Genomic DNA, 16220 nt, shown 5'->3' with positions numbered 1-16220 from the left:
GCCGTTTTGGATCCGCGGCAACCACCGGGCGTTGATATATATGTATTTGCAGGCGCATACGCGGATCGTGTCGGCTTTGTTGATTCGCGAGATGTCGACGCGGTTCGGCAGCAAGCCCGGCGGCTATATCTGGGCGCTGCTGGATCCTGCGGCGCATGTTGCGCTGCTGACATTGCTGTTTCAGGTCATAGCCCGCGCGCCGGCGCTTGGCACCAGCTTTCCGCTGTTTTTTGCCACTGGCTATATCGCCTTCAATTTCTACAGTTCGACCGTGAACTATCTCAGCAGCGCCGTGAAGGGCAATAAAGCTTTGCTCAATTATCCGAACGTGGCACCCATCGATACCGTCACGGCGCGCTTCTTCCTTCAGTTTGGGACAATGTCGGTGGTCGCCTTCATTATCCTCGGTGCGATTCTTTTGACGTTGCACAATGCACCAGCCCTTAACTGGCTGGCGATTCTGGAGGCGACAACGGCGGCAAGCCTTCTCGCACTGGGTATCGGCATGGGAAACGCGGTCCTGTTTGCCCGCTCTGCGCTTTACGAAAAAATATACGGAATCGTCACGAAACCGCTCATGCTTATGTCAGGGGTTTTCTTCCTGCCCGATCATATTCCTCATCCGTTTCGTGAGGTATTATTGCTTAACCCTATTGTTCATGTCGTCATTTTATTTCGGACCGGCTTCTATCCTGAATATCGTGGCGATGCGTTGAACATCGATTACATGTATACCTTCATCTTTTGTGCACTGTTTTTGGGAATGCTGATCTTTACGAGATCGTCGAGAGTATTGAGAAACGAATGATCAGATTGGAAGATGCAACCAAGATCGTTTATGCGAAGAATGTGCGAAAGCCTATTCTTGATCACGTGTCTCTGACGATTCAGCGCGGCAAAAGCGTCGGTTTGCTTGGCCGGAATGGTGCTGGCAAATCGACAATGCTTCGTCTGCTGGCAGGAACTATTCGACTGGACAGTGGCCGTATCGTCAAGCGCGGCAAGACATCCTGGCCGCTCGGCTTTGCTGGTAGTTTTCAGCCTAACATGACGGGCGAGCAGAGCGTTCGCTTCGTTGCCCGGATCTATGGTGTCGACAGCGAGGCTCTCATCGCCTATGTCGAGGATTTTGCAGAACTCGGGGCCTTCTTTCGGGCGCCGGTTGGAAGCTACTCTTCGGGCATGAAGGCACGCCTTGCCTTCGGCGTCAGCATGGGAGTAGAATTCGACTATTATCTCGTCGATGAAGTGACCGCTGTCGGCGATGTGAATTTCAAGAAAAAATGCCGGCAGGTGTTCGAGACGAAGTTGCAGAGCTCCGATGTTGTGATGGTCTCGCACAGCACGAGTACGATCAGAGAATATTGCACATGCGGCATCGTCCTGGAAAAAGGCAAATTGTCTTATTTCGATGATGTCGAAGACGCTATTCGCGCCCACAATAAGAATATGAAGGAAAGCTGATGGACAACGTAAAGGATATTTCCGGAAAAGGTTCCGCGCGTCCCGTCAGGCAGGCTGCCGCTGCTGTTGAGAAGCGGAGCCCGGAAAGAGCGACCCGCCAGGGAAGCCATCCCAATGTCCGGGTTCTGGAGAGTCTCCTAGACGCCCCCGGCAAGCAACGCGTTGCGTCTCCCAAGCAGAAGAAGACGCTGCTGGCGCGCCTGAAACTGCGCCATATGGTGATTGCGGCTTCGTTCCTGGGTCTGGTTGTTGCTCCGGCAGTTGTGGGCACGAGCTACATGTTGTTCGTGGCTGCGGACCAGTATCATTCCTCGGCATCGTTTTCGGTGAGAAGTATCGATTCGGTGGGAGCCGCCTCGGATATTCTGGGCATGTTCGCGCAATCTTCCAGTACCAACACGGCGTCTGATTCCTATATCCTCATGGACTATGTCATGAGCGAACGCATGGTCGCGGAGCTTGACCAGCATTTCAACCTTGAAGACCTGTTCAAGAGACGCGGCGCAGACTTCGTCTACGGCATCGGCAAACACCTGCCGATCGAGGACAAGCTTGCTTACTGGCGTCGCATGGCATCCATGAATTTTGACATGAGTTCCGGCATCATGCAGCTGGAAATCAAGTCGTTCGATCCGGCGCAGTCACAAGAAATTACCAATTTCGTTCTGGCGCGCTGCGAAGCGCTGATTAACGATCTGTCGATGAAGGCCCGCGAGGAAGTTCTCAAGACCGCTCGATCGGAAATTCTGCTGGCGGAGAAGCGTCTGGCTGATGCCCGGATCGCCTTGCGCGAATTCCGCGACGTTTCCCAGGAAGTCGATCCCATCGAGGGAGCAAAGCTGGCGACCCAGTTGGTCGGCGGACTGGAGCAGAAGTTGGCTTCTCTGAATGCTGATCTTTCGACGGCGCGCGCCCAGATGGGCGAAGACACGCCGCGGATCCGGGTCCTGAAGGCCACGATCGGCAGCATCGAAAAGCAGATCGACTTCGAACGTCAGCGGCTCGGCAGCGGCGGCGCGACGGGCCAGGCGGCCAATGGCCAGCCGGCCGGTCAGGACGTGGCGGGGCGCCTCCAGGTCTACGAACAGCTCGAGACCGAACGAGAATTTGCCGAGCGGACCTATACGGCCGCTTTGGCCAGCATGGAATCGGCCAGAATGGATGCCAATGGCAAGCAGCGTTATCTGGCTGTTTTCGTCAATCCGACCCTGTCGGAACTGGCCCAGTACCCAGCTCGTTGGCTGAACTCGTTCCTTGTTCTGCTGGCAGGCCTATTCGTCTGGGGCGTGCTGACGATGAGCTATTACAACATTCGCGACCGGGCTTAGCCGGTCGCGTCCGGCACGCAGCCGGATCCGTGCTCGGCCTTCGTCCGCCCTTAGGCAGGCGAGGGTAGCCGTCCGGAACTGTTGCGCAATGCGGTCCATGGTCGCTCCGAGCCGCGTACCATGCCGTTCGTCAAAGACCTTCCTGGACCTGTTGAGAATACCATTGACCATGAGTTCCCTGATTGATGCCGGCGAGGCTTGGATCCGACGGCACGACGGATTGAAGGCGTGGCTGGCCTTCTCGCCGATGAGTCGTCTGTTGGGCTGCGGCCCCTCGGTCCGGGATCGCGCCGCATGGGAGAGCGTCGTGCTCGCGTCATTCGTCATGCGGGTTGCGCCGTACATGCCGAGTTTTCCGCTGAATGTTGCCATGATCGCCGAAAGTTCAGGCGACGAACGATCCTTTCGCCGCTTGCTGCGGCGCGCCTTTGCGGCTGCCGTAGATGTTGAGCGCCGAATGGGCAGGCGCCCTGCCTTCCTGAGCGAACTCGTGCAGTTCCATATGGCCGTGTTTGATCTGGACAAGGCAGCGGAGCTTGCGGAGAACGGGCAAAGAGCGGGCATCGGTGGGGCGGAAGAACTGTGTCGCGAGGTCGGGGCCCTGAAAGCCGAATGCGCGCCCTGGCGCCCTGCCATCGACGCGGCACGCCAGGATCTGCGGCGGCGCGCCCGGGGTGAGGCCGTCGATGGCACGCCCGGCTGCCTAACGGTGCATATTCCCGGTGCGGCGTTTCGCTCGAATCTCCGGGACTATCCCGGCTTTCGCAGCGATATCCGCACAGTCTTCCGCTTGGTTTTTGAAGATCTCGATACCCGTCAGACGCCGTACAGGGTGGCGGCGCGACTGGCAAAGCACGGAACTCTGTCAGGAGACAGCGGTCCGTATATCGCCTACCACAGTGTCGGAACGTCGAAGCAGGGGCTGCATGTCAAGGAAACCGACCGACGGTCCTATTTCAGCGTCGATACGGCGGGATATTCCGGCTGGTCCGACTTTTCGAAGTGTCCCTTGCCGGCCCAGCCGATCGACCGTGCCGCAATCCAATCCTTCGTCGCGGGCGAACGCCTGGCGCTGATCGCTGGAAATCAGTCGAAATACGAGCAGCCCGATCAGGACCCCGCCCGCCCTACGGCCCCTCCCCATGTCTTCGTGGCCCTGCAGGTGGTCGATGACGCGGTGCAGCGGTTGGCGCATGTGCATATGTTCGACATGCTCGAGGAGGTCAGCCTGGCCTGCCGGGCGAGGAACATCCCGGTGGTGGTCAAGCGTCATCCGCTGTGTCGGTCCTGGGAGGTCGCACATGTGCTCCGCCGGGGCGAACGGCGGGGGCTTTTTTCGGTCAGCCAGGAGTCGATCCATGGCCTGATCTCGAAATCCTGCGCGGTTTGCGTGGTGAATTCCAGCGTCGGCGCCGAGGCGCTTCTGCATGGAAAGCCGGTCTATACGTTCGGTGCCAGCGAGTATCAGGCAGGAACCTTCCAGATGCGGGCTCGCGGAGACTTTGCCAGGCTCTTCGAGCCCGATCGGCTACCGGCATCGATGGAGGAGATCGAGGCGCTTCTGTATTCGCTGCGGACGGATTTTGCCGCTAACGTGCGCAATGACGACGGGATACGCACCTTCCTGTCCGGCAGGCTGTCGGCGCTGCTGGCGCACTCCAACAAAAACTGATCGTCCGCTTTCGAAACAGCATGTCGGGGCGACATAAAATGTGAGACGCACCGAAGCTTTTGCGGTTGCGATTTCAATCGATTTAAATAATTTTCGAGCCGTTATCGAGACTTGGTATTTCCCGCGCCACAGGACTTTTGATCCATGCTCAGTATTAAACTACCCCGTACTCGGGTCGCGGTGTCGCTGCTGTTTCTGTTGAATGGTTTTGTCATCGGGTCCTGGGCGACGAAGATTCCCGAATTCGCGGCGCGGCTGGCCCTGTCGGAAAGCAGTCTCGGGATCATGCTGCTGGTCTTCGGCCTGGGGTCGCTCATCCTGATGCCGCTGGCGGGAGGCCAGATCGCCCGCTTTGGGTCCAGGCATGTCGTGGAAGTGACGACCATCCTGTTCCTGCCGACATTGCTTGGCGTCACGCTGGTCGGCAATGTCTGGACGGCGGGTGTGGCGATCTTTCTGTTCGGCGGACTGACCGGGGCGATGGATGTGGCGATGAACGTCAATGCCGTCGAGGTCGAGCGGCAGATGCGGCGATCGATCATGTCGTCCTGCCATGCCTTCTGGAGCCTCGGCGGCCTATTCGGTGCGGCGCTCGGCGGTCTGTTGATCGCCCGGTTCGGGCCGGTCACCCATGCCGTGGTGGTGACCGCCATCGCCGCCGGCCTGTTTGCCATCGCCTGGCCGCTGATCCTGGCCGACAGGCCGCATGCCGCCGAAGGTCATAAGCGTGCCCGGCTGCCCCTGTCGCCGCTGCCCTGGCTGGTCGGCCTGATCGCCCTGTTTTCGATGATCCCCGAAGGAGCGGTGCTGGATTGGGGGGCGCTCTATCTGCGCAATGAGCTTGGTGCGTCGGTTGCCGTGTCCGGCTTCGGGTTTGCCGCCTTCTCCATGACCATGGCGGTCATGCGGTTTGCCGGCGATCTGGTGCGCGACCGTTTCGGGGCGGTCGCCACGCTGCGCACCTGTACGGTTCTATCGCTGACCGGCCTTGTCATTGCCGGTCTGGCACCCAATGCCATCGTGGCGATCATCGGCTTTGCGGTGGCCGGCATCGGCATTTCCAACATGGTGCCGATCGCCTTTTCGGCGGCCGGCAACCTGCCGGGCATGGCACCGGGCATCGGTTTGTCGGTGGTGACGACCATGGGCTATTCCGGCATCCTGTTCGCCCCGTCGCTGATCGGCTTCATCGCCGAGCATGTGTCGCTGTCGGTGGTCTTCACCTGCGTCTCGCTGCTCAATGTCGTCGTGCTGCTGTTGTCCGGCCTGGCGCGTTATGCGGACCGGATCAAGCAGGATTGACCCGGGAATATCCCATCGGCGATACGGCAAATGTGACTCCGTCAATCTCTTGTCGACACGCGTCCCCTTTGCCATGCTGTTGACAAGAGGGCATGTTTGATCCACCTGAAATGTCAGATTTCCGCGCTTCGAGAGCATGACCATGGCGCAAGCTGAAGACTTTGATCCCAAACCGCGCCGCGCATCGGTGGCCGTCGATGTCGGCGGCGTGATCGTTGGCGGTGGGGCACCGGTCGTCGTGCAGTCGATGACCAATACCGATACGGCCGATGTGGATGCGACAGTGGCCCAGGTGGCGGCCCTCTACAAGGCCGGTTCCGAGATCGTGCGCATCACCGTCGACCGCGACGAAAGTGCGGCCGCCGTGCCGAAGATCCGCGAGCGCCTGCTGCGGCTCGGCATGGATGTGCCGTTGATCGGCGATTTCCATTATATCGGTCATCGGCTGCTGGCGGATCATCCGGCCTGTGCCGAGGCGCTGGCCAAATACCGCATCAATCCGGGCAATGTCGGCTTCAAGGACAAGAAGGACAAGCAGTTCGCCGACATCATCGAAATGGCGATCCGCTACGACAAGCCGGTGCGCATCGGTGTCAACTGGGGGTCGCTCGATCAGGAACTGCTGACCACCCTGATGGATCGCAACCAGGCCGAGGGCTTTCCGCTGTCGGCCCGGCAGGTGACGCGCGAGGCGATCGTGCAGTCGGCGCTGATCTCTGCGGAGCTGGCCGAAGAGATCGGCCTGGCGCGCAACCGCATCATCCTGTCGGCCAAGGTGAGCCAGGTGCAGGACCTGATCGCCGTCTATTCGATGATTGCAGCCCGCTCCGATCACGCTTTGCATCTGGGGCTGACCGAGGCGGGGATGGGTACCAAGGGCATCGTCGCCTCGTCGGCGGCCATGGGTTACGTGCTGCAGCATGGCATCGGCGATACCATCCGCGTGTCGCTCACGCCTGAGCCGAACGGCGACCGCACCCGTGAGGTGCAGGTGGCGCAGGAGATCCTGCAGGTCATGGGTTTCCGGCAGTTCGTGCCGGTCGTTGCCGCCTGTCCCGGCTGCGGGCGCACCACGTCGACGGTGTTCCAGGAACTGGCGCAGCGCATCCAGGACGACCTGCGCAAGAACATGCCGGTGTGGCGCGAGAAATATCCCGGCGTCGAGGGTCTCAATGTTGCGGTCATGGGCTGCATCGTCAACGGTCCCGGCGAAAGCAAGCATGCCGATATCGGCATCTCGCTGCCCGGCACGGGGGAGAATCCGGCCGCCCCCGTATTCATCGATGGGGAAAAGGCGCTGACGCTGCGTGGTCCCAATATCGCCGGCGATTTCGAAGCGCTGGTCATCGGCTATATTGAAAAACGCTACGGCCATAAAACGGCTGCCGAATAGGCCGCCGGCCATTTTCTTCATTCCGCCGCAATTGCTGTGTTGACGGTATCAGGACGCCATGGAGTGACTATGCGATGCTAAAGAAATTCATGATCCTCGCCCTTGCCGGCAGCTTTCTCAGTGCCTGCACCACGACCGACCCCTATACGGGCGAACAGAAGATGTCGAACACGGCAGGCGGTGCCATGCTGGGCGCCACCGTCGGCGCGCTTGGCGGCCTTGCCGTCGGCGGGTCCTCGACCGGCCGCCGCGACGCCGCGCTGATCGGTGCCGGTATCGGGGCGCTGGCCGGGGGTGCGATCGGCAATTACATGGACAATCAGGAGGCCGAACTGCGCGCCCAGCTGCAGGGCACCGGCATTTCGGTGACCCGTGTCGGCGACCGCATCATCCTCAACATGCCGTCGAACATCACGTTTGCAACCGACCAGGACCAGGTCATGCCGCAGTTCTACGCAACGCTGAACTCGGTGGCGATCGTGCTGCGCAAGTTCAACAAGACCCTGATCGACGTCAACGGTCATACCGATTCGACCGGCAGTGCCGCTCATAACCAGGCACTCTCGGAACGCCGCGCCTATTCGGTTGCCAATTACCTGAGCAGTCAAGGTGTCGACCAGCGGCGCGTGTCGGCGCTCGGCTTCGGCCCCAGCCAGCCGGTGGCCTCCAACGCTTCGCCCGACGGCCGCGCCCAGAACCGCCGTGTCGAGATCCAGATCGCTCCCATCAAGGGCTGATCCGGCTTTCACGACTGCCTTCGCGGCGTCGCCTTCGGGCGGCGCCGTTTTCGTTTGCGTGGTTCAAAGTCGAGCGGTTAGCAGCTTGACCCCGGCAACGCCGAAGAGCAGCGCCATCGTGCCTTCGATGCCGCGCCGGGCCCGGCGATAGACGGCCAGGGCGCCGGCGGTGGAAAACAGCAGGGCATAGCCGGTAAAGACCGACAAACCGGTCGCCAGGCATCCGCCGACGATGAAGCCGACCGTTGCGATCGACGCATGGGCCGGCAGGCCGATCGAAATCATCGCCAGCCAGCCAAGGATCGCCTTTGGATTGGTGAGGTGGATGGCGTAGCCGCGCAGGAATGTCTGCTTCAGCGTCCTTGGCGAGGCGCTGCCGGCGGCAGGCAGCGTCTCCGTCTTGCGCAAAGCCGATCGCAGAGCCTTGTAGGCGAGATAGAGCAGGTAAAGGCCACCGGCAATTTTGAGAATCTGCAGCAATTGCGCATAATGGGTGAGCAGAGCCGCCAGGCCCAGCGAGGCGGCCATGGCCCAGGTAAAGGAGCCGGCAAAAACGCCGGCCGCCATGGTCAGTCCGGCCCGCCGGCCCTGCGCAATCGACGTCGAGACAATGGCCAAGGTCGCCGGGCCGGGACTGATCACGGCAACCACATAGACGAGATAGGTCGCCATGATCTGCGGCAGGTTCTGGACAATCTCGTTCATAGGGTCTCCGGGGCACGGCTGTTGCAAGCGGTGATCATATCCGAAAGAGCGGCCGGAACACGTCAGTTGATTTGATCGAAGCCTGCGTTTGGGTGATGGATTGTCCGGGCGAGAGAGGTTTTGCCGTCAGCTTTTCCGGTTGGCCACGAACCGGGCGGTCTCGACCAGCATGCCGGCCTTCGAACCGTAGACGGTCAGAAGATCCGTCGCTTCGGCGACCAGGCGGTCCAGTTCGGTCTCGGCCCAGGCCTGGCCATGCACGGCCACCAGCGTGCCCTTGCCGCGGGCCGCATCCTTGCCGGTCGCCTTGCCCATGGTGGCGGCATCGGCGGTCAGGTCCAGCAGGTCGTCGGCCAGTTGAAAAGCCCTGCCGATCCTCTCGCCGAACTGTCGAAGGCGCTGACGGTCCGGCGCCGGCGCTCCGGCGATGATGGCGCCGGCCTCGCAGGCAAAGCGCAGCAGTGCACCCGTCTTCATCGCCTGCAGGGTGACGATACCGGCCTCATCGGGCGTCTGCTTTTCCGCAGCCAGATCGAGCGCCTGGCCGCCGGCCATGCCGCCGAGGCCGGCAGCGCGGGCCAGCGCCAGCACCAGCTCGGTCTTGGCTTTGTCCGACACCTCGGTTTCCGGGGCGGCAATCACGTCGAAGGCCAGCGTCAGCAGGCTGTCGCCGGCCAGGATGGCGGTCGCCTCGTCGAAGGCAATATGCACGGTCGGCTTGCCGCGCCGCAGGTCGTCGTCGTCCATGGCCGGCAGATCGTCGTGGACGAGGGAATAGCAATGCAGGCATTCCAGCGCTGCGCCCACCCGGAGGGCGGCCTGTTCATGGCCGTCGAACAGCGCAGCACTTTCTATCACCAGAAAAGGTCTCAGCCGTTTGCCGCCGTTCAGCACGCCGTGGCGCATCGCCTGAAGCAGCGTGTCCGGGCGGCGGATTTCCTGGGGCAAGGTCTCGGAGCTCAGCACTTGCGACAAAAGCGCCTCGGTTCGCGAGGCGATGTCGCGAAGGCGGCGCTCGAAAATGTCGGTCCCCTGATCCATGGCGGGCTGTTTGCCATGGCGGACGGGGGTGGCGCAACGGGAATCTGTGGTGACGGCGGCTTCCTTCGGTCGGTGATCTGGTCATGACGCGGTTTGACCGGTATGAAATGCAGCGGCATTGCAAACTCAGGCGGTTGGACATTGACGATTGATATCGAGCCGGAAGAGGGTGGTGACATCAGAGAGACCCGCAAGCCGTGGGGCATCGGGCGCATCCTGCGACGGATCCTGCTGGTTCTGGTCATTCTCTGCCTTCTGCCTTTCGGGCTGATCCTCGTCTACCGGATCGAGCTCGTCCGGCCTGTTTCGACACTGATGATCGCCGATCTCCTGCTGATGCGCGGTTACGATCGCCAATGGGTGGAGTTCGAGGATATTTCGCCCAATCTGGTGCAGGCGGTGATGATGTCGGAGGATGGCCAGTTCTGCGCCCATAACGGCATCGACTGGGAGCAGATGCGGGCGGTGGTCGATGATGCTCTGGCCGGCGAGGCAACGCGCGGCGCCAGCACCATTCCGATGCAGACGGTCAAGAACCTGTTCCTGTGGAACAGTCGGTCCTTCCTGCGCAAGGGGGCGGAACTGCCGATCGCCCTTGCGGCGGATTTCATCTGGCCGAAGAAGCGCACGATGGAGCTTTATCTCAACATCGCCGAATGGGGACCGGGGATCTACGGGGCAGAGGCTGCCGCCCAATATCATTTCAAGGTCCCGGCGTCGAAGCTTTCGGCGCGCCAGGCGGCCCTGCTGGCCGTATCCTTGCCCAACCCGATCGAAAGGGTGGCGGGCAAGCCGGGCAATGGCATGAAGCGGCTGGCCAATCTGGTGGATCGCCGGGCCAAGCGGTCCGGGGCTTATATCAAATGTCTTTATGATTGAGTTCAGCAAACGGCGTTGGTCGCGGCGGCCAAAGTGGCCTAGGATCAGGGCAAGGACAGTCAGCGCAGGGGTCACATCATGAGCGATTTTACCCTCTATATCGGCAACAAGAACTATTCTTCCTGGTCGCTTCGGCCCTGGATCGCCCTGACCGCGGCAGGTATCGACTTCGAGGAGCGGTTGATCCCCTTCGATTTCCCGGCCGACAATCCGCGCATCAAGGAGATCTCGCCGACCGGCCGCGTGCCGATCCTCTATCATGGCGATGTGCGCGTCTGGGAATCGCTGGCGATCATCGAATATGCCGCCGAGGTCTATCCGGATGCCGGCCTCTGGCCGTCAGATCGCGGCGACAGGGCCGTGGCACGGTCGATTTCCATGGAAATGCTGTCGGGCTTCCGGGCACTGCGCAATGCCTGCCCGATGAACATGCGCCGGCCGGCCGGCGCCATGGCCTTGCCGGACGGCGTGATGGGCGATGTTGCGCGCATCGAGACGATCTGGCGGGAGCAGCGGGCCCGCTCGGGCGGCCCCTTCCTGTTCGGCGCCTTCTGTGGGGCGGACGCGATGTTTGCGCCGGTGGTCAGTCGTCTGGCGATTTACGACCTGACGCGCAATGCCGATACGCTCGACTACATGGCGGCCATGCAGGCCCATCCCGCCTGGATCAAGTGGCGCGAGGCAGCACTCGCCGAAACCTGGATCGTCCCCGAAGACGAGGCCTGAGCCGACATTGCCGGCCCCGGCCGCAAAAAATATGGCCGGGGGACTGGTCAAAGCCCTGCGTGGCATGTATAAGCGCGCAAAATTCCGAGATCGAGACGGATGCTGTTTGGCCTCATCTGGGCCGGGTTTTCCGTTTTGTCCGTCATGTGGAGTAGTTGAAATGGCTGTACCTAAAAGAAAAACAAGCCCGTCGAAGCGCGGTATGCGCCGCTCTGCTGACGGCCTCAAGGCCCCGACCTATGTCGAGGACAAGAACTCCGGCGAACTGCGTCGCCCGCACCATATCGATCTGAAGACCGGTATGTATCGCGGTCGCCAGGTTCTGACGCCGAAGGAAAGCGCATAAGACTTGCGCGTATCCTTGTTATGAAAAAAGGTCGGCTTGTGCCGGCCTTTTCTTTTTTCATGACGTCATTCCTCCGCCGCAAATCCTGCGTTATGTAAGAACAAGACAATATTGTTTTGTTTCCGCGAGGTAGACTTTCATGATTGCTGCATTTCCGCTGATGATCGTTCCGTTTGTTCTCTACAATCTCGCCATGATGGGATTGTTCGGGCAAGGCGGCATTGCTGTGCTGGACAGTGAAATCCTGTCGCTCGCCATGCTCTCGGGCGCCATCTGGACCTTGTCGATGGGCGACCTGTTCATCCTGGTGGCGCTGGCGATCCTGTTCGTGGAAATCCTCAAAAGCACCCGTCACGGATCGGGTTCGCTGGTCAACCACATGCTGTCGATGCTGGTGTTCATCGCGTTCCTGGTCGAGTTCCTGCTCCTGCAGGGGGCGGCGACGCAGATCTTCTTCATCCTGATGATCATCACGTTCATCGACGTGGTCGGTGGCTTTGCCGTGTCGATCCGCACGGCCGGTCGCGACGTGTCGATTGGCCTTTGACGCATTCGGCCCAATACTTGGCGGGGATCGGCAGGAGAACGGCGCTGCTGCCGGCCGCTCTCCTGGCTCTGTAGATTTTACAGGTTGTCGAGTTTGGTCTGAAGGTTGCGAAGCTGTTCCTTCAGCTCATCGATATCCTTGGCTTCGGCCTTCTTGGTTTCCTTCGGCGGCTGCGGCGTCAGGAAGGGCGAGAACATCTGCATGGCCTGGTGGAACATGTCGGTGTTGCGCTTGACCTGGTCTTCCATCAGCTGGATCGGCGTCTGGATATTTTTCGACAGCGGCTCGCCGAAGGCTTTGGTCATCTGCTCGCGCATCTGCACCTGCTGTTCGGTGAAGGCCTTCATCGAGTGCTCAAGAAAGCTCGGAACCACCATCTGCATCTGATCGCCGTAATAACTGATCAGCTGGCGCAGGAAGGAAATCGGCAGAAGCGTATTGCCCGTCTTGGATTCCTGCTCGAAAATAATCTGCGTCAGGACGGAATGGGTGATGTCGTCCCCCGACTTGGCATCCTGTACGGTGAATTCCTCACCCTTCTTCACCATTGTCGCCAGGTCTTCCAGCGTCACATAGGTGCTGGTACCCGTATTGTAGAGGCGTCGATTGGCATATTTCTTGATAACGATTTCGCCATCGGCTTTTGCCATTTTTGTCTCCTGACCCCAGATACTATCATTGTTTTTGCTCTTCCCGCGCCAAGTGTAAGCGCAAAGGGCGCGTTGTGACAATCTCTTTGTGCGTTGCAGAAGTCGCGCTTGACGAATGTCAGGTATTCCGATGCCGGCACAACTAAGGAATGAAACCGGGCCGTGTCTTCCTGTTTGACACCGGCCAAAAGCTTTGTCAGTTTCGGTGCAGAGCAAAAGAAAAGTGAGGAGACGTCCATGACCAATCCATCCATCGTCATCGCCAGTGCCGCCCGCACAGCTGTCGGGTCCTTCAACGGGGCATTTGCCAATGTGGCGGCCCATGATCTTGGCGCCGTGGCGATCAAGGCCGTGCTCGAGCGGGCCGGCGTCGAGGCGGGTGAAGTCGACGAAGTCATCCTCGGACAGATCCTGACGGCCGGCCAGGGCCAGAACCCGGCACGCCAAGCGGCAATGAAGGCCGGCATTCCCCAGGAAACCACCGCCTGGGGCATGAACCAGCTGTGCGGCTCGGGCCTGCGCGCCGTGGCACTCGGCATGCAGCAGATCGCCACGGGCGATGCCAAGATCATCATCGCCGGCGGCCAGGAGTCGATGTCCTTGGCGCCCCATTGCGCGCATCTGCGCGCCGGTGTGAAGATGGGCGACATGAAGATGATCGACACCATGATCAAGGATGGCCTGACCGATGCCTTCTATGGCTATCACATGGGTGTGACCGCTGAGAATGTCGCCCGGCAATGGCAGCTGACGCGCGACGAGCAGGATGCTTTTGCGGTTGCCTCGCAGAATAAGGCCGAAGCCGCACAGCTGGCTGGCCGTTTCAAGGATGAGATCGTTCCGTTCATCGTGCCCGGCCGCAAGGGCGACGTGACCGTCGATGCGGACGAATATATCCGCGCCGGCACGACGATCGACAGCATGACCAAGCTGAAGCCCGCTTTCGACAAGGAAGGCACGGTCACGGCCGGCAATGCCTCGGGGATCAATGACGGTGCCGCCGCCACCTTGCTGATGTCGGAGGCTGAGGCCTCGCGCCGCGGTATCGCGCCGCTCGCCCGCATCATCTCCTGGGCGACGGCCGGGGTCGATCCGAAGATCATGGGCACGGGTCCCATCCCGGCTTCGCGCAAGGCGCTGGAAAAGGCCGGCTGGAGCGTCAATGATCTCGATCTGGTTGAGGCCAACGAGGCCTTTGCGGCCCAAGCCTGCGCGGTCAATAAGGATCTCGGCTGGGATCCGTCGATCGTCAACGTCAATGGCGGGGCCATTGCCATCGGCCATCCGGTCGGCGCGTCCGGCGCCCGCATTCTCAACACGCTGCTATTCGAGATGAAGCGCCGCGGTGCCAAGAAGGGTCTTGCCACGCTGTGCATCGGCGGCGGCATGGGCATCGCCCTGTGCGTCGAGGCGTTCTGAGTCTTCTGCGTTAAATCTGTCGACGGGTGGCTTGCCCGATCAATCGGGTAGCGCACCTGTCGGCCAATTGTCACTGAGATCATTCAAAACAACCGGACGGAAGATCCGGGCACAGCAAAATGAGGCAAGGGAGGAAAACGGATATGAGCAGGGTAGCACTGGTGACGGGCGGAACCCGTGGGATCGGGGCGGCCATTTCGGTGGCGCTCAAGGCGGCCGGCTACACGGTTGCGGCGAATTACGCGGGCAATGACGAAAAGGCCAAGGCGTTTGAGGCGGAGACCGGCATTGCCGTTTTCAAATGGGACGTTTCCGATTACGAGGCCTGCGTGGCCGGCGTCGGCGCGGTCGAGGCAGCGCTCGGACCGGTCGAGGTCCTGGTCAACAATGCCGGCATCACCCGCGACGCGATGTTCCACAAGATGACGCCGCAGCAGTGGAACGAGGTGATCAGCACCAATCTCTCCGGCCTGTTCAACATGACCCATCCGATCTGGCCGGGGATGCGTGACCGCAGTTTCGGGCGCATTATCTCGATCTCCTCGATCAACGGCCAGAAGGGCCAGATGGGCCAGGTCAATTATTCGGCGGCCAAGGCCGGCGATCTCGGCTTTACCAAGGCGCTGGCCCAGGAAGGGGCTGCCAAGGGCATTACCGTCAATGCGGTCTGCCCGGGCTATATCGGCACGGAAATGGTGCGGGCCATCCCGGAAAAGGTGCTGACCGAGCGGATCATCCCGCAGATCCCGGTGGGCCGGCTTGGCGAGCCTGAGGAAATCGCCCGTTGCGTGGTGTTTCTCGCTTCCGATGATGCCGGATTCATCACCGGCTCGACCATTTCGGCCAATGGCGGGCAGTTCTTCGTGTAGTCCAACCCATCACGTTTCGGATCAGCCGGCTCGGGATGGCCGGCTGATGTTTTGATATGGAGGCCCGCATGACAGTACGGTATGCCACGCCGGCAGATTTTGGCCGTGCACTGGCCCAAGCCTGGTCGTGTGACACCGCCTCAAGCTGGACGGTTGAGAACCCTGCCAAGGGCCAATGCAGCGTGACAAGTCTGGTGGCACAGGATCTGTTCGGTGGCGATATCCTGATGACGCGGACGCCGGGCGGCACGCATTTCTACAATCGCATCGCGGGCGAGCGCTTCGATTTCACCGTCAGCCAGTTTTCCGCGCCGATCAGCTTCGACGACATCGTCTCGTCACGTGAAGAAGCCTTCAGCGATACCAGCCCTGTCCAGTATTCCGCCTTGCGTCGACAGTTGGGCCTTGCAGGTTAACAGACGTCAGCAGGACAGGCGCCAGGACGGCCGAATATGACCGAATCCTATGGTTAACCAATTGTTTTTCCACATGATCTAGCGGTGAACAAACCGGGAAAGCCGGCGTGTCTGTGATTCGTCGCTGATTCGTTCCGGCTTTGGCCAAAGGGTTAACGGGGCATTCGCGAACAGCAAAAAGCCGCCGGGATGCGGCGGCTTTTCGGATTGTCGTGTCGCCTGTTGTTAGCGGCAACGGTCCTCGTAACGGCGGCCGTTGCGGTCGCGATAGATGCAGTAGCCCGGACGTTCCTGCGACTGGCCAATGAGGGCACCGGCAACACCGCCGACGGCCGCGCCAACGGCTGCGCCGCCCCAGGAATTCGTGGCCACGCCGCCGATCACGGCGCCGGATGCGGCACCGATCGAGGCGCCTTTTTCAGTCTGGGTGCAGGAGGCGAGGGCTCCGACGAGTGCCAGTCCCAGTACAAATTTCTTGATCATGATGATGCTCCTTCTAAGCCGGTTGACAGAGTTGACGTCAGATTCTGCCCATCAGCAGCAGAATGATCAGGATGAGGACGACAAGTCCAAGGCCGCCCGATGGGCCATAACCCCAGCTGCGGCTGTGGCCCCAGTTCGGAAGGGCGCCAATCAAAAGCAGGATGACGACGACGACGAGAATTGTGCCTAACATGGGATCCCTCTCCATTGTTTGTTATCGATTTGTACCCAGAGAATGCGTGG

At 60.7% G+C, this 16220-nt stretch carries 19 protein-coding genes; 14 read left to right on the top strand and 5 right to left on the bottom strand.

The window, feature by feature from the left end; translation table 11 throughout:
• Nucleotides 1–40 precede the first annotated feature (40 nt).
• The 7 genes from HGO38_RS27255 (at nucleotide 41) to HGO38_RS27225 (ending at nucleotide 7896) form a co-directional block, all read left to right on the top strand.
• Nucleotides 41–808, top strand: coding sequence for an ABC transporter permease (locus HGO38_RS27255; RefSeq protein ID WP_250958957.1), 768 nt, complete (start codon nucleotides 41–43; stop codon nucleotides 806–808).
• Nucleotides 805–1464 carry an ABC transporter ATP-binding protein gene (locus HGO38_RS27250; RefSeq protein WP_250958956.1) on the top strand — a complete coding sequence of 220 codons (660 nt, stop codon included), beginning with the start codon at nucleotides 805–807 and terminating at the stop codon, nucleotides 1462–1464. The genes HGO38_RS27255 and HGO38_RS27250 overlap by 4 nt, the downstream gene beginning before the upstream one ends.
• Nucleotides 1464–2792: a KpsE/RkpR family capsule polysaccharide export protein gene (locus HGO38_RS27245; protein ID WP_250958955.1), complete on the top strand. Its 1329-nt coding sequence runs from the start codon at nucleotides 1464–1466 to the stop codon at nucleotides 2790–2792. The genes HGO38_RS27250 and HGO38_RS27245 overlap by 1 nt, the downstream gene beginning before the upstream one ends.
• Nucleotides 2793–2961: 169 nt before the next feature.
• Nucleotides 2962–4464 (top strand): capsular polysaccharide export protein, LipB/KpsS family, encoded by a 1503-nt coding sequence (locus tag HGO38_RS27240; protein WP_250958954.1) that lies wholly within the window; start codon nucleotides 2962–2964, stop codon nucleotides 4462–4464.
• Between the two features lie 144 nt (nucleotides 4465–4608).
• Complete coding sequence (locus tag HGO38_RS27235) at nucleotides 4609–5766, top strand: MFS transporter (RefSeq protein ID WP_250958953.1); 1158 nt, start codon at nucleotides 4609–4611, stop codon at nucleotides 5764–5766.
• Nucleotides 5767–5908: 142 nt separating this feature from the next.
• Nucleotides 5909–7159 (top strand): flavodoxin-dependent (E)-4-hydroxy-3-methylbut-2-enyl-diphosphate synthase, encoded by a 1251-nt coding sequence (gene ispG / locus HGO38_RS27230; protein WP_250958952.1) that lies wholly within the window; start codon nucleotides 5909–5911, stop codon nucleotides 7157–7159.
• Nucleotides 7160–7233: 74 nt separating this feature from the next.
• The gene (locus tag HGO38_RS27225) at nucleotides 7234–7896 is read left to right on the top strand and encodes a YiaD family glycine zipper/OmpA-like lipoprotein (protein ID WP_250958951.1); all 663 of its coding nucleotides are present in this window, start codon (nucleotides 7234–7236) and stop codon (nucleotides 7894–7896) included.
• 63 nt (nucleotides 7897–7959) lie between these two features.
• Here HGO38_RS27225 and HGO38_RS27220 read toward each other — a convergent pair whose 3' ends face one another.
• Together HGO38_RS27220 and HGO38_RS27215 are read right to left on the bottom strand one after the other, a co-directional pair.
• Nucleotides 7960–8601, bottom strand: coding sequence for a LysE family translocator (locus tag HGO38_RS27220; RefSeq protein ID WP_250958950.1), 642 nt, complete (start codon nucleotides 8599–8601; stop codon nucleotides 7960–7962).
• Between the two features lie 126 nt (nucleotides 8602–8727).
• Complete coding sequence (locus HGO38_RS27215) at nucleotides 8728–9642, bottom strand: polyprenyl synthetase family protein (protein WP_250958949.1); 915 nt, start codon at nucleotides 9640–9642, stop codon at nucleotides 8728–8730.
• A gap of 204 nt (nucleotides 9643–9846) precedes the next feature.
• Here HGO38_RS27215 and mtgA point away from each other — a divergent pair, with 204 nt between their 5' ends.
• From mtgA to HGO38_RS27195, 4 genes are all read left to right on the top strand, one after another.
• On the top strand, nucleotides 9847–10521 hold the full coding sequence (gene mtgA / locus HGO38_RS27210; RefSeq protein WP_502941645.1) for a monofunctional biosynthetic peptidoglycan transglycosylase: 675 nt from the start codon (nucleotides 9847–9849) through the stop codon (nucleotides 10519–10521).
• 78 nt (nucleotides 10522–10599) lie between these two features.
• Nucleotides 10600–11247 (top strand): glutathione S-transferase family protein, encoded by a 648-nt coding sequence (locus HGO38_RS27205; RefSeq protein ID WP_250958948.1) that lies wholly within the window; start codon nucleotides 10600–10602, stop codon nucleotides 11245–11247.
• 160 nt (nucleotides 11248–11407) lie between these two features.
• A complete protein-coding gene (gene rpmF, locus HGO38_RS27200; protein WP_007604390.1) occupies nucleotides 11408–11593 on the top strand; it encodes a 50S ribosomal protein L32 in 186 nt (61 codons plus the stop codon).
• A 139-nt stretch (nucleotides 11594–11732) separates the two neighbouring features.
• Nucleotides 11733–12140 (top strand): hypothetical protein, encoded by a 408-nt coding sequence (locus tag HGO38_RS27195; protein ID WP_250958947.1) that lies wholly within the window; start codon nucleotides 11733–11735, stop codon nucleotides 12138–12140.
• Between the two features lie 77 nt (nucleotides 12141–12217).
• Here HGO38_RS27195 and phaR read toward each other — a convergent pair whose 3' ends face one another.
• Complete coding sequence (gene phaR, locus HGO38_RS27190; protein ID WP_250958946.1) at nucleotides 12218–12790, bottom strand: polyhydroxyalkanoate synthesis repressor PhaR; 573 nt, start codon at nucleotides 12788–12790, stop codon at nucleotides 12218–12220.
• A gap of 237 nt (nucleotides 12791–13027) precedes the next feature.
• Here phaR and HGO38_RS27185 point away from each other — a divergent pair, with 237 nt between their 5' ends.
• The 3 genes from HGO38_RS27185 to HGO38_RS27175 all read left to right on the top strand — a co-directional run bounded on the left by HGO38_RS27185 (nucleotide 13028) and on the right by HGO38_RS27175 (nucleotide 15494).
• The gene (locus HGO38_RS27185; RefSeq protein ID WP_250958945.1) at nucleotides 13028–14209 is read left to right on the top strand and encodes an acetyl-CoA C-acetyltransferase; all 1182 of its coding nucleotides are present in this window, start codon (nucleotides 13028–13030) and stop codon (nucleotides 14207–14209) included.
• Nucleotides 14210–14352: 143 nt separating this feature from the next.
• Nucleotides 14353–15078 carry a beta-ketoacyl-ACP reductase gene (locus HGO38_RS27180; protein WP_250958944.1) on the top strand — a complete coding sequence of 242 codons (726 nt, stop codon included), beginning with the start codon at nucleotides 14353–14355 and terminating at the stop codon, nucleotides 15076–15078.
• Between the two features lie 68 nt (nucleotides 15079–15146).
• Entirely contained in the window at nucleotides 15147–15494 is a 348-nt protein-coding gene (locus HGO38_RS27175) for a YunG family protein (RefSeq protein WP_250958943.1), read from the top strand.
• Nucleotides 15495–15719: 225 nt separating this feature from the next.
• Here HGO38_RS27175 and HGO38_RS27170 read toward each other — a convergent pair whose 3' ends face one another.
• Both HGO38_RS27170 and HGO38_RS27165 read right to left on the bottom strand, forming a co-directional pair.
• Nucleotides 15720–15977 carry a YMGG-like glycine zipper-containing protein gene (locus HGO38_RS27170; RefSeq protein WP_250958942.1) on the bottom strand — a complete coding sequence of 86 codons (258 nt, stop codon included), beginning with the start codon at nucleotides 15975–15977 and terminating at the stop codon, nucleotides 15720–15722.
• Between the two features lie 37 nt (nucleotides 15978–16014).
• Nucleotides 16015–16170: a DUF3309 family protein gene (locus tag HGO38_RS27165; RefSeq protein WP_250958941.1), complete on the bottom strand. Its 156-nt coding sequence runs from the start codon at nucleotides 16168–16170 to the stop codon at nucleotides 16015–16017.
• Between the last annotated feature and the right edge of the window lie 50 nt (nucleotides 16171–16220).

Source organism: Rhizobium sp. CG5 (assembly GCF_023701945.1).
Taxonomy (GTDB): Bacteria; Pseudomonadota; Alphaproteobacteria; order Rhizobiales; family Rhizobiaceae; genus Allorhizobium.
This window is presented reverse-complemented; position numbering and strand designations above follow the sequence as displayed.

Excerpts from the sequence above, each read along its gene's own strand:
- HGO38_RS27255 (WP_250958957.1), top strand. The coding sequence starts at position 41 with ATGTATTTGCAGGCGCATACGCGGATCGTGTCGGCTTTGTTGATTCGC.
- HGO38_RS27250 (WP_250958956.1), top strand. The coding sequence starts at position 805 with ATGATCAGATTGGAAGATGCAACCAAGATCGTTTATGCGAAGAATGTG.
- HGO38_RS27245 (WP_250958955.1), top strand. The coding sequence starts at position 1,464 with ATGGACAACGTAAAGGATATTTCCGGAAAAGGTTCCGCGCGTCCCGTC.
- HGO38_RS27240 (WP_250958954.1), top strand. The coding sequence starts at position 2,962 with ATGAGTTCCCTGATTGATGCCGGCGAGGCTTGGATCCGACGGCACGAC.
- HGO38_RS27235 (WP_250958953.1), top strand. The coding sequence starts at position 4,609 with ATGCTCAGTATTAAACTACCCCGTACTCGGGTCGCGGTGTCGCTGCTG.
- ispG (WP_250958952.1), top strand. The coding sequence starts at position 5,909 with ATGGCGCAAGCTGAAGACTTTGATCCCAAACCGCGCCGCGCATCGGTG.
- HGO38_RS27225 (WP_250958951.1), top strand. The coding sequence starts at position 7,234 with ATGCTAAAGAAATTCATGATCCTCGCCCTTGCCGGCAGCTTTCTCAGT.
- HGO38_RS27220 (WP_250958950.1), bottom strand. The coding sequence starts at position 8,601 with ATGAACGAGATTGTCCAGAACCTGCCGCAGATCATGGCGACCTATCTC.
- HGO38_RS27215 (WP_250958949.1), bottom strand. The coding sequence starts at position 9,642 with ATGGATCAGGGGACCGACATTTTCGAGCGCCGCCTTCGCGACATCGCC.
- HGO38_RS27205 (WP_250958948.1), top strand. The coding sequence starts at position 10,600 with ATGAGCGATTTTACCCTCTATATCGGCAACAAGAACTATTCTTCCTGG.
- rpmF (WP_007604390.1), top strand. The coding sequence starts at position 11,408 with ATGGCTGTACCTAAAAGAAAAACAAGCCCGTCGAAGCGCGGTATGCGC.
- HGO38_RS27195 (WP_250958947.1), top strand. The coding sequence starts at position 11,733 with ATGATTGCTGCATTTCCGCTGATGATCGTTCCGTTTGTTCTCTACAAT.
- phaR (WP_250958946.1), bottom strand. The coding sequence starts at position 12,790 with ATGGCAAAAGCCGATGGCGAAATCGTTATCAAGAAATATGCCAATCGA.
- HGO38_RS27185 (WP_250958945.1), top strand. The coding sequence starts at position 13,028 with ATGACCAATCCATCCATCGTCATCGCCAGTGCCGCCCGCACAGCTGTC.
- HGO38_RS27180 (WP_250958944.1), top strand. The coding sequence starts at position 14,353 with ATGAGCAGGGTAGCACTGGTGACGGGCGGAACCCGTGGGATCGGGGCG.
- HGO38_RS27175 (WP_250958943.1), top strand. The coding sequence starts at position 15,147 with ATGACAGTACGGTATGCCACGCCGGCAGATTTTGGCCGTGCACTGGCC.
- HGO38_RS27170 (WP_250958942.1), bottom strand. The coding sequence starts at position 15,977 with ATGATCAAGAAATTTGTACTGGGACTGGCACTCGTCGGAGCCCTCGCC.
- HGO38_RS27165 (WP_250958941.1), bottom strand. The coding sequence starts at position 16,170 with ATGTTAGGCACAATTCTCGTCGTCGTCGTCATCCTGCTTTTGATTGGC.